The 10859-nt window shown below is 52.0% G+C and carries 13 protein-coding genes; 3 read left to right on the top strand and 10 right to left on the bottom strand.

Annotation, left to right across the window (positions count from 1 at the left end; genetic code table 11):
• The first annotated feature begins 176 nt into the window (after positions 1-176).
• Entirely contained in the window at positions 177-1757 is a 1581-nt protein-coding gene (locus AC13C0_RS12430) for a hypothetical protein (protein ID WP_278351213.1), read from the top strand.
• A gap of 381 nt (positions 1758-2138) precedes the next feature.
• Here the strand turns inward: AC13C0_RS12430 and AC13C0_RS12425 are convergent, their stop codons facing one another.
• From AC13C0_RS12425 to istA, 8 genes are all read right to left on the bottom strand, one after another.
• The gene (locus AC13C0_RS12425) at positions 2139-2264 is read right to left on the bottom strand and encodes a hypothetical protein (RefSeq protein ID WP_022991524.1); all 126 of its coding nucleotides are present in this window, start codon (positions 2262-2264) and stop codon (positions 2139-2141) included.
• Between the two features lie 37 nt (positions 2265-2301).
• Entirely contained in the window at positions 2302-2502 is a 201-nt protein-coding gene (locus tag AC13C0_RS12420) for a hypothetical protein (RefSeq protein ID WP_011786676.1), read from the bottom strand.
• Positions 2503-2583: 81 nt separating this feature from the next.
• Positions 2584-2826 carry a hypothetical protein gene (locus AC13C0_RS12415; protein ID WP_011786677.1) on the bottom strand — a complete coding sequence of 81 codons (243 nt, stop codon included), beginning with the start codon at positions 2824-2826 and terminating at the stop codon, positions 2584-2586.
• 508 nt (positions 2827-3334) lie between these two features.
• Positions 3335-3649, bottom strand: coding sequence for a hypothetical protein (locus AC13C0_RS12410; protein ID WP_141067130.1), 315 nt, complete (start codon positions 3647-3649; stop codon positions 3335-3337).
• A 321-nt stretch (positions 3650-3970) separates the two neighbouring features.
• Positions 3971-4228, bottom strand: a complete 258-nt coding sequence (locus AC13C0_RS12405) for a hypothetical protein (RefSeq protein WP_011786680.1) — start codon at positions 4226-4228, stop codon at positions 3971-3973.
• A 136-nt stretch (positions 4229-4364) separates the two neighbouring features.
• Entirely contained in the window at positions 4365-5147 is a 783-nt protein-coding gene (locus AC13C0_RS12400; protein WP_068351453.1) for a type 2 periplasmic-binding domain-containing protein, read from the bottom strand.
• A gap of 545 nt (positions 5148-5692) precedes the next feature.
• Positions 5693-6433: an IS21-like element helper ATPase IstB gene (istB, locus tag AC13C0_RS12395; protein ID WP_482954468.1), complete on the bottom strand. Its 741-nt coding sequence runs from the start codon at positions 6431-6433 to the stop codon at positions 5693-5695.
• Entirely contained in the window at positions 6420-7925 is a 1506-nt protein-coding gene (gene istA / locus AC13C0_RS12390; protein ID WP_482954467.1) for an IS21 family transposase, read from the bottom strand. The genes istB and istA overlap by 14 nt, the downstream gene beginning before the upstream one ends.
• A 582-nt stretch (positions 7926-8507) precedes the next feature.
• On the opposite strand from istA, the gene AC13C0_RS12385 reads away from it, so the two are divergent.
• Entirely contained in the window at positions 8508-9020 is a 513-nt protein-coding gene (locus AC13C0_RS12385; RefSeq protein WP_328187632.1) for a hypothetical protein, read from the top strand.
• An 80-nt stretch (positions 9021-9100) separates the two neighbouring features.
• Complete coding sequence (locus AC13C0_RS12380) at positions 9101-9421, top strand: hypothetical protein (protein ID WP_328187631.1); 321 nt, start codon at positions 9101-9103, stop codon at positions 9419-9421.
• A 320-nt stretch (positions 9422-9741) separates the two neighbouring features.
• Here AC13C0_RS12380 and AC13C0_RS12375 read toward each other — a convergent pair whose 3' ends face one another.
• Both AC13C0_RS12375 and AC13C0_RS12370 read right to left on the bottom strand, forming a co-directional pair.
• Positions 9742-9852 carry a DUF4113 domain-containing protein gene (locus AC13C0_RS12375; RefSeq protein ID WP_328187633.1) on the bottom strand — a complete coding sequence of 37 codons (111 nt, stop codon included), beginning with the start codon at positions 9850-9852 and terminating at the stop codon, positions 9742-9744.
• A 280-nt stretch (positions 9853-10132) separates the two neighbouring features.
• The gene (locus tag AC13C0_RS12370; protein WP_482954469.1) at positions 10133-10702 is read right to left on the bottom strand and encodes a nucleotidyl transferase AbiEii/AbiGii toxin family protein; all 570 of its coding nucleotides are present in this window, start codon (positions 10700-10702) and stop codon (positions 10133-10135) included.
• Positions 10703-10859 lie beyond the last annotated feature (157 nt).

The raw sequence follows: 10859 nt of genomic DNA, 5'->3' as shown, positions 1-10859 counted from the left end.
GGGAGGAAAGCGCAGTTGAGTTGGGATAGAATTGGACATGGGCGAACCTTGTTTAGCTTCTTCCGAAGCGTTATTGGTGTAACTCCCATTATATCAATGGGTTGAGCAAGGTTCGCCTTTTTTTATGAATAATTCGGGTTAAGTGTACGGCTCCCATCCATAACGGAGCAGCAGTAATGTCCGGTCAATCATCCCTTCTGGTAGAAAAGCTCTGGCGCCTTAAACGCCGCATCGACAAAGGCCAATGCCCCGGTGTCGACTTTATTCATCTGAACGTCCTGCTTAGAGAGCCTGCTTATCGGGCCGATGTTCTCAGGCGGGTAGAAACAAACGGCTCGCCCGAACTCCAGGCGCTTGCCCGGGAAATTATGGCAAACGATCCCGGTGAGCCGCTGATGGCGAAGTCTCCAACGGAAACACTGGCGAAAACGTCAGCTGACAAGGCGCAACGACGTAGCTGGCTTACTCGCAATAGTATCGTCGTCATCCCGATATCGGCGGCCTTTGTGGCAGCGATTGCCGGTTTTACCGCTTTTGAGAATCGAGCTGTCCGTGTTACTGACGATATTGTCTCTGATACCGTCTGGCAAAGTGGCCGTCGCTACATTCTGGATGACGTTATCTATGTGGATAGCGCCAGGCTCACCATAGAACCGGGCGCAACCATCGAAGGCGAACGCGGTTCTGCTCTCATCGTCACCAAGGACGGCCGACTCTTCGCCCGGGGAACCCGGGAACAGCCCGTTGTGTTTACCAGCCACCAACCCGTGGGCCAGAGAACCCGAGGCGACTGGGGCGGCCTGGTTCTGCTCGGCAAAGCGCCGGTTAATCAGCCCGCCGCAGCCATAGAAGGTGTAACGGAGGCGGATCTCCGTGGCCAGTTTGGCGGTACCGACCACAGCCACAGTTGTGGCGTACTGCAATTTACCCGCGTCGAATTCGCCGGCTTTGAGGTCTACAAAGACAACGAACTGAATGGTCTTACGCTGGGTGGTTGCGGCTCAGACACCATTGTCGAAAACGTGCAGGTACATCGCGCGCTGGACGATGGCATTGAGATGTTCGGTGGTACCGTAGACCTGAAAAACATTCTGGTAACCGGCGCCGCTGATGACAGCATCGATTGGGATTGGGGTTGGACCGGTAACGTCCAGTTCGCGGTCATCCAGCAATATGGTGATGTGGGTGACAATGGTTTCGAGGGCGACAGCAATGGTTCTGACCACAACGCCTTACCTCGATCAGAGCCCACCTTCTACAACGTAACGATGTACGGCGCCGGCCGTTCCGCTAAACAGCACCGTGCCATGCTTCTGAGAGAAGGTTCTGGTGGCCATTTCCACAACATGATCATCGACAGCTTTGCCATAGAGGCCCTCGATACACGGGATGAGGTCAGGCCACTCGTGGCAATGGAAAAACTCACCTTTAGCCACAACCTTATCGCCAACAATGGCCGTCTCGGCAATCTGACAACAGAACCTGAGGCTGACGACGATGATTTTGGCTTTCAGGAGGAGGTGTGGATTCAGGACCCGGCCAACCGCAATCATCAGCTGGCGGAAAGTGGCTTGCAGCCAACCGTGACAAGCACGACTTCACCGAATTTCCGATCCAGAGGCCTTATTCGAAATATGGAAGCAACACGACCACCCAAGTCGGAGTTTTTCGACGAATCTGCTGACTACCTGGGCGCTATTAATCCTCGCTCCAGTGACACCTGGCTGGATGGCTGGACCGCGTTTCCGGAGTCATAAAGCAAAGTCGTCCGTGCGTCTATGGTTAGCCAAGGTATAGCCTGCCCTAAAATCGTCAGAAATGTGGACGAGATAGTAGCAGGGCGAGCGTGGGCTGAGCGGTACAAGGACTCCCGGTTCCGCCTCTGCAATGGTTGTCACAAAAATATCATCAAATAAGCTTACCGTGGCAACCGGCGAGTCTGTTCAAGTCTGGAGCCGCAAAACGCGCAGCGAACTCGGCGGACGGGCACATCCAGCCAGACACGATATTGGAATAGGTCTAGTTCGCAAACCAGCGATGAACCATAAAAAAGCCCTACACGGAGGCAGGGCTTCTTTACGTATAGCTAGCAACAAAGTATCCGGACTCTTACCGGATACGGCGCGCTATATGGCAGTTTATGCCGCTTTCTTGAGCTTCTTTTTCAAGCTCTTCAGCTTGCCTTCCTGCTTGGCGATCTTCGCCTTACGGGCTTTGATTTCTTTTTTCAGGCTGGTTACTTTCTTCGTAGTTTTCTTGGCCATGATTCACTCCTGGTGTGTGATTGCTCGATTACCGCCCTCAGTCGTCCTTATGGGTTCGCACGAAGTTGCGTATGAACTTTCGTACCTCTCTGGCGGCACTGGTATCCAGCTCTTCACACAATGAAATGAATTCATCGCGCTCTGCACTGTTGATCCGAATCAGTAGCTGAGAGTCTTTTTTCCCTGCCTTTTTCTTGCGTGGCTTCAACTGCTTTTCGGAAATACTATCGGCTGCCATGGGTCATCCACTCACTGAGAACACTTTTAGTATATACACTGTATATAGAAAAGATAGACTCAGGCGCCCAAGTTGTCGCAGTCAGATGTCGTGTTGCTTTCGAAAGCTGTTGATCTCTTCCACGACTTTGCGGGCGACTGTGTAGTGATCCAGGCGATCAAAAAGCCTTCTAAGAATTTCCTTTTCTTTGTCGTCGACTACGCCGTCTTCCAAAGCTAATCGCTCGATCATGGCGAGCTCTTTCTCGTCTATGGTGTCGTCGTTGGCGAAGACCACCAGGAAGGAATACCCCACCAGTTCTTTTGCCCGTGATTTCTCTGTCATAACGTCACCCTATCTGATGCATCATAAATGCCCAGCAGGCAACGCCAAGAGCATTTCCAGGTATCGCCTGGCTGCATATTCGCTTTCCGATTGATACAGCGGTTCCTCACCAGGTATGCGCACCTCGTATCGAAACGGCCGGCAAAAGCCGCTCGGCTCTTTGAAGCTTAGCTCAAGAAGTTCAACCGGTAGTTCTTCACAGGACCAGCAACAACGAATTTCAACGGCTTGGATAGCCTTACTCATACCAGACACATATGCCCCCAGGTGGATCAGTTGCACTACAAAAGCAACAGAGGGCTCATCCTGAGCAGTACACGCGGATTGCGTTCCGCCTCATCTAGGCGATGACAGAATTAAAGCAAGGTGATGTTGCGGTGGCGTGACGGGGATAAAAAAACCGAGCCCCGGGACAGGGACTCGGCAAACAATCATGATCCTAATCCTGATTGGCCGACAATCGTAACCTTCAGCTGTTTCAATTTCATTTCAGGAGAACAGGGTTCATTCACCAATCCTGTTTCTGCTTGAGGAGCTCATTGTTGTAGGGACCAATGGTTTCAAGCAAAACGGATGATCTTGAGAACTGGCCTCGACCCCAGGCAATGTCATTTTGCCATTCGTCCTTCAACGCCGATTCAATGGTCCACTGCTTCAGGGATGAATAAACAAGCCGCGCCTGAGCCGTAACACGGCTTTCTGTCAGGTTCTGGAATGGGAAGAATTCAAACTTGTCGCACTGAACCAGAAGGGTCGTCTCAAGAGTACCCGCTGCCAAAAACGACGCATCATAGAGTAGCTGGAAAATGATGGACTCTTTCACTGTGCCCAATGGAGAGCAGGAAAAGGCGTTGAGACGGACGGACAGGGAACACTGGCTATCTTCCAGTTCAATGTGCGGCCTAATCCATGGGCCTACGAACGTAGATCTGTGAAACGCCAATAGGGCTCGGTAGTGGTCCTCTCTGGGGTTCATTTCATTAACCTCAGATCGGGACTGTCAACGTCCTTTTGAACAGACCTTGGGGGAGAAAAAACGCCGGGGTTGAACCCCCGGCAATGCGAGAGCACCTGGTACTTATCGTACTTCAGGAACCCTCACTATAGGGTTCTAACGTTACAAACGAATTTCAGGCTACGTTCCCTAAGAGACCTTGCGCCTTTCCCTCATGACCTTCCAGTCAATGACGTTTCCCGCAGAGTCGAAATGGACATAGCCAGCATAACCATCCGATTCTTCCCAGGTTTTGATAAAGCCAACAACCTCGCCGTTCTCTGTGCACATTTCGTAGGACGTTTTACTAGGGTCTATCTGGCGCGATTCATCGACTTCAGGCTCGACCTCCCGGAGTATCTGGTCTTTTTTGAGAGACAAGGTGGTTTCAATCCAATCGGAACTCATGGGGCACCTCTTTACTGGGTAAGGGACAGCACTTATCTGGCTGTTTATTCTATGCTCAATTTAATCGGCTATTTTGATGTGTCTCAAGTTGATTTTGGTCTTAAAAATTGATCTGAAATAGCCTGCATTCGGTTGCCTAGTAGCCCAGATAACCGTAGCCGACCGTATCCCGATATTTTTCAATGTGTCGTACGTTGATTGCTCGGACAACGCCTTCTGCTTCAAGCTCACTGAAGCACGCATTGAATGCATCACGGTGTTCTTTTTTACGAAACGAGGCTCTATAGGGCGTCGGGGCAAAAATCGGAATGAACATCACTTTCTGGTGCAAATCAGCCTTATCCGCATAGGTTCGGTCCGCGCGCAAACGGTGGTTAATCTCCGCAAAGATAAGACCATCCGCAAGCACCACATCCACGCGATTCAGAAAGAGCATTCGCGAGTGGATGCGCTGGTCTGCAAACTCGGAATATGAGGCAAAAGACTCAATGTGAGATTCAATACCCAGCAATTGGGACGCACCGGCAAAGGAAACAACACGCAGCCCTTTTAAATAGCGAAGATGGTAAGGCTTGATGTTCGTGGACTCCAAAACGGCGGCGCCATTCTGATAATACACGTAGGGAGTGCTTTCAAAACTTGGCGTGTCCATATCGGGAGGCACGGTCATTACCGCATCGCCCAGCCCCTCATGAGTGAAATTCCGGAGGTGCCGTTTGAAGGGGTAGAAATGAAAGTGAACATCTATGTCACATCGATCCATGACTGCAGCGAATATCTCGATATCGCGCCCAGCCGGCCCCTGTTCTGATGTTGCCGGGAGGTAGGGAGCTAGTACGAGAAGTGGCTCTGGCTCTGATGCTGCATTGGCCTGAGTGGCCAAAGTGCCAATAGCGAACGCCAGAAGTAACCATTTCATTTAGATGCCACGTGATTATCGAGAAACTACAACTACTTCCCTGCACCTAAACTCAAGGTTACCGCTAATTCCATTTTCAGAATCACGATATTACTACATTAGTGTTTCAGCTCTGTGACAGTGACGCGCTCGCCTTGTTTACCACACTGATGAATACCTGGCTGGTCACGGTTCTTATCGATTCGTTCCGCAAATCGCCGGCCCCAACGTGTCCACAAAGTGTCAGCCGTGTTTAGCGTAGAGACTCTGGAAGAAAGCCCTGTTTCGAATGTTCGCTTTTGTTTAAAACCTGACGCGACTGAGCTATTCGGAAGCATTGCCAAGGAACCACAGGACAACAAAAGCCGACGTATATCGCATGACCCACGATCTCCAATAAGCCTTTGCAACCTTGAACACACTTTAGGGCGGCCTAAGCTTTACGCTTCAAAACTCGGAAAAATCACGGTTAAAACCAAAACCTATACTTTCGTGAAGTTAAAAGTGTCAATGGCCATTTATTTTGACCCACCTTTGGCCAATAAAATTGACCCACCTTTCATAGTCTAGCTTGTAGATTTCTGTTTCAGTCGATAGCTTTCTCCTCCCAGCATAAAGATGTGTGAGTGATGGATGACCCGGTCAATGATTGGCACAGCCACGTTGTCGTCGTGGAAGAACTCGCCCCAACTGGTGAAGTCCTTGTTGGTGGTCAGGACGATGGACCGGTATTCGTACAGGCTGTTGATCAGTTGGAACAGGTTATACCGAGCCTGCCGCGTCATCGGCAGATAACCCAGCTCATCGATGATCAGCAGGTCGTATTTGGCCAATGCGCTGACCCGCTTTTTCAGCTCACCCTTCATCTCGGCCAGTTCCAGTTCTTCCACCAGATCCAGGGCGTTGCGGAACAGCACCCGGTAGCCAGCCTCCACGGCTTTGTAGCCAATGCCGATGGCCAAATGGGTCTTGCCAACGCCCGGCGGGCCAATGAACACCAGGTTGTTCCGCTCATCGATGAACTGGAAGTCCAGCAGGGCATTGACCTGGCGTTTGTTAATGGTGGTCTGGTGCCGGTAGTCGAAGCCCTCCAGGCGCTTCTCGGCGGGGAACGCGGCCATCTTCCGGTTCCGGCGAATGCGTTTGTCCTGGCGCTGAACCAGTTCGTGTTCGGCAAGCCGATCAGCGAAGCTCAGGTAGGACATCTCGTTGGCTTCTGCATCAGCCAGAAGACTCGTTAATGCATCGGCGGCCGCGCTCAGGCGCAGACTGCGGTATCGGGCCACGGTCTGTTCAAGCTGGCTCATGGGTCACCCCCTGGCCACTGGAGTGGCCAACACAGCGATAAGCGCTCAGATCCAGCGCTTGCTTGGGTTCTGGTAGCGGTTCCGGCTGCCGTTCCCGGAGAACGGCGGCTTGGGTCGCTTCCAGGTAGCTTTGCAGCCGTATGGCGGTCATGCCAGGACGCTCTGCCAGCGTCGTGATCAACACGGGATCCACGGGTTCGTGGCGCTTGAGCAAGTCGCGGGCAGCTACCAACTGATCCTTGTAGATCTTGGGCTCGGAGCTTTTGAGCTGTTGGCACAACCGATGCCCGACCTCACTGCCGATCAGGGCGCTGATATCGGCTTCCAGCTTGCTCACGCGCTGGGCATGATCCCGGTAGTGGTGGGTGTTCTTGATCACCTTGCCCTTGTCGGAGCACAGGGCGTGGCTGGCAATGACGTCGCCGGTGTCCAGATCACTGATGTGGAGCTGGCTGTCGGACTCCAGAACGCCCACCCGGGCCTGTTGCCAGGCCATGGGCACAGAGTACTTGTTGGCCTTCCAGGCGATCAGGCCGGTCTTGTCGGCCCGCCGGGTCTCGTGGGCTACAGCCTGCACGCAGGCTGGTGACAGGTAAGCCTCCAGATGTTCTCGCTCATCCCGTTCGAAGCGTTCCTGGGGTGGTTCGCCGGTAGTGCCATGGATCCGGACATTGGCCACGCTTTCAACCCAGTCCTGCACGTGCTGACGCACGTGTTCCTGATCCCGGAAGAGCTCACCGTAGAGGCAATCCTGCTTGACGTACTTCACGCCGGCTTCCACCTTGCCCTTGCTCTCCGGGTCGTAGCCTTCGCAGGCATGGATCCGGAACCCGGCCGTGGTGGCATACGCATGGAACCGTTGGTTGAGGGTCAGTTCCCGGTACTGCTCGTTGATCACCACCAGCTTGGTCTGATCGTAAACGCATTCCTCCGGCAGACCGCCAAAGTACCGCAGGGCTTCATCGTGGAGCTGGATAAAGGTCTGGGTGTCCAGAGGGCGGAAGGCCAGGCCCACGTACATCAGCCGCGAGTAGGACAGCACGAACACCACGAAGTGCAGCGTGCGCTCTTCGCCACCGATCAACACACCACGCAACTCACCAGGGTCCACCTGACACTGAACACCGGGGACATCATCCAGGATAGGCTCGTAGTAGCGCATCTGAGCCGAGGCGACTTCCTCCTTGAGCACCCGTACATAGCGGCGAATGGAACGGTCCGAGGCCGGTAACTCACCAACCTTCGCTTGCAGCTTGCGGGCAATCTTGACGGCGCTGAGCCTGGGAAACTGCTGGAGCAAATGCACCAGATAATCCCGGTGATCATCGAGTCGCTTGCTCCGCGAGGGATCTGCAAACCGCTCCGAAATCGCATCTACCTCCATCCGCAAATATTTACGGACGGTATTCCGGGACAAGCCCAGTTCCTGACTGATGGCGCGGATCGACAGCCCTTTGCCGTTATCGTGCAGTGCCTTGATCTTGTGTATCACAACCCACTCCTTCACTGACATGCCCCCGGCCATCGATAAAAGCGAGGGACAGTAGCTGGTTCTGTGGCCTGACGGCCACTCGGAGGTGGGTCAAAATTAATGGCCAGTAGTGGGTCATTTTAATTGGCCACTAACAAAAAGAGGACAAACTATGGTTTCAAGAACATAAGGCAAGGTAGTTTTGGTTCGTTCAGTCATGAAATATAACTGAAATATCATCGTGTTCCGCACAATATAATGCCCATCCGCATTATACACATACGCATTCTTTAGTATCGCGCATATGTCGCTTATACATCATTAATTATTCTGGGGTCGTTTTGACACGTATTTGATGCAGTGCTAAATAAACATGAGCATTTGTCACGAGTGCTTTGATAATAAAGTGGACATGAAAAGGATATGTAACGATGAAGGATATAATCGGTCAAGGAGTAAGAGCGTCACTTATCCCGTATCGTTGTAGTAACCGGTTTGGCTAGCGTTGCACATGCAACAAATAGTAGTGAAGTCGAATCCAGGTCGTTTTCCGTGCCGTCAGACGGCTCAGAGCCCACTCAGTATGTAACACACGGGGTGAGAATGGGTAACGGGAAGTTAGCTGTTCTGCAAGGCATGAGGTCTGATGAGTTAAAAGCCAGGCACCAAGAGTATTGCAAGTCTTCTGGTGGCCGCGACGCATATGATGAGACAATCAATATCATCGGCGAGGACGTGGTTGATGTGATCGTTTGCCAGCAGGAGCAAAGCGATACCCCAGCCTCAGAGGTTGGGACAGCCACTATAACGCCATATTACACGCCCTCTATCACTCTGGTTCCACCCAACAGAAATGCTCCTGTGAACTCCAACTATACTCTGGATGGGTACATGCATTATTCGACCAATGCGGGCGGAGAGTATAGCCTGGCAATGGCGGCAGACAAATGCTCGATCTCCAATGGAGGGATCGTGGGTAGCAATGTCTACAATGGTCGCCTGAACATTCGTGTTGTCTGTGTATCGCATAACGCTGGAACTTGGCCGGTATACCTGAATGGTTGTATTCCAGGTTTGTGTGCGACAGCCATTGGCGAGGTTCGCGCTCGACACTGATCGTTTATATTACATGGCATAAATCTCGGCCTCCTTGTTATTTTTCAGGGAGGCCGATTCAATTAAATAAAGGTGATTTTATGGGTAAGGTCATATCTGCATTCGCCATTCTGGTTTTGTCCAGTTTTGCTATCGCCGGGGGAAATCAGAAAGTCGAAAGGACATTCACGGATTCCGAAGGAAACAATGTAAAAGCAGAGGTTATTTATCAAAATACTAGTGACAACAAGGTTAGAATTGTTGATGTGAGGCCTATCGATGCTTCCGTGGCTTTCTTCGATCGGGCCTGCGAACAGCGGCTGGGAAAGGGTGCTCGTTTTGTCGCTCCGAGTCCAAATACAACGATCATTGTTGGCGACGTGGAGCAGTATACCTTCGGTTGTCAGAACGAGACTAACTGAGCGAGAGCTACGTTCAAGCGTTAAGGGCACGCGCCAAGCGCGTGTCCCCCGTTTGCTTCAGGTGCCGATGGGCGCTTCCATCTGTCACGTATGGTGACTTTTCCATCCCCAGACTCAAACCGTCAATAGTTTGAATATTTCTAGTTAGCCGTAAGATCCAGGGACCCCTTATAGCCTTGCGACGTCGGACACTCGTAATGTTCAAAGTCTTCAACTTGATCGGAGCTCTCGGGAAGCCGGTAGGCCACCTCCGCCGTCACTTTTCCCTGGATCAAGCTCGTAACCAAACCGACGACTCTGTCATTCTGTAGTCGCCCCTTCTAGCAGTTCGCCAGATGAATATCCTTCCAGGAAGTCGTGTAAGCTGGGGACAAGTGGGTTCGACGAATCTGGCAGCCAATGTCCTTGTGCAGTTGGCGCCCAAACCTGATCGACTTCCCATCCCCCCAGCGATAAGAATATTGGAAGTTGGGGGCCCGGGTACAACCACCACGACCACGCTACCGGCAGCCTTAACTAAGCTGGAAGTAACGCTATGTCGTGGCCTTGTTCTAACTGTTTCATGGCACGGAATCTATGAATGGTGACTAGGAGGCTGTTCAGTGAAGAAGGTAAGGAAGCTATCGGGGCTGCTGTTGTTTATAGTGTGCTCTTATAGCCATTCAGACATCCCTAATGGCTGCCCGAGTACGTGGCAGGAACCGATCGCACTCACCGGCTATTAACACGGCTTTCGAGATCCCGGATTGAGTCGACGATTTCCTCAAAGTCCGGAGGTGTCGAGTACATCATCCCCGCACCCACCATTTTCTCGTAGTCACCCCGCAACCCCTCCAGAGTATCGGTCTCCGGCAATAGCTTCAGCCGTCCATCCAGACACTCGTCATAGTTCGCGTAGCCCGTATGGAAGAAAACTTTCTTGTGACGAACTACATCCTCTAAAAGCTCCCGGTTTTTGACCGCTGATCGGCCGGCAGGATGCTCTGCAAGCATCACCAAGTCGTACCAATGTCGGGACAACCTTTCAGCACTGTCCCTGAGCTTACCCCTACTACATTCAACATGTATGAGCGTCGCTTTCTCCCAGAATGTCCGTTCCGGCGAGAGCACCACGACCTCACTGCTCGGATAGACGAGGTCTTGCGTCAGCTCAGAGATGTATGGGCAGACTATATGAGTTTCATTGGGATCGATGACATTTCTGCCACCGAGCTCAATGAGTACCTGCGACCGAATATATTGGCCCGAATCCTCTATAACCGATGGATAAGTGACCCAAATTTTTTCACCGCCATCGTCTAGCCCGAATTATTCATAAAAAAAGGCGAACCTTGCTCAACCCATTGATATAATGGGAGTTACACCAATAACGCTTCGGAAGAAGCTAAACAAGGTTCGCCCATGTCCAATTCTATCCCAACTCAACTGCGCTTTCCTC

Source organism: Marinobacter sp. B-21 (assembly GCF_056857895.1).
Note: the sequence above shows the minus strand (reverse complement) of the source record. Positions and strands in the feature narration are given on the sequence as shown.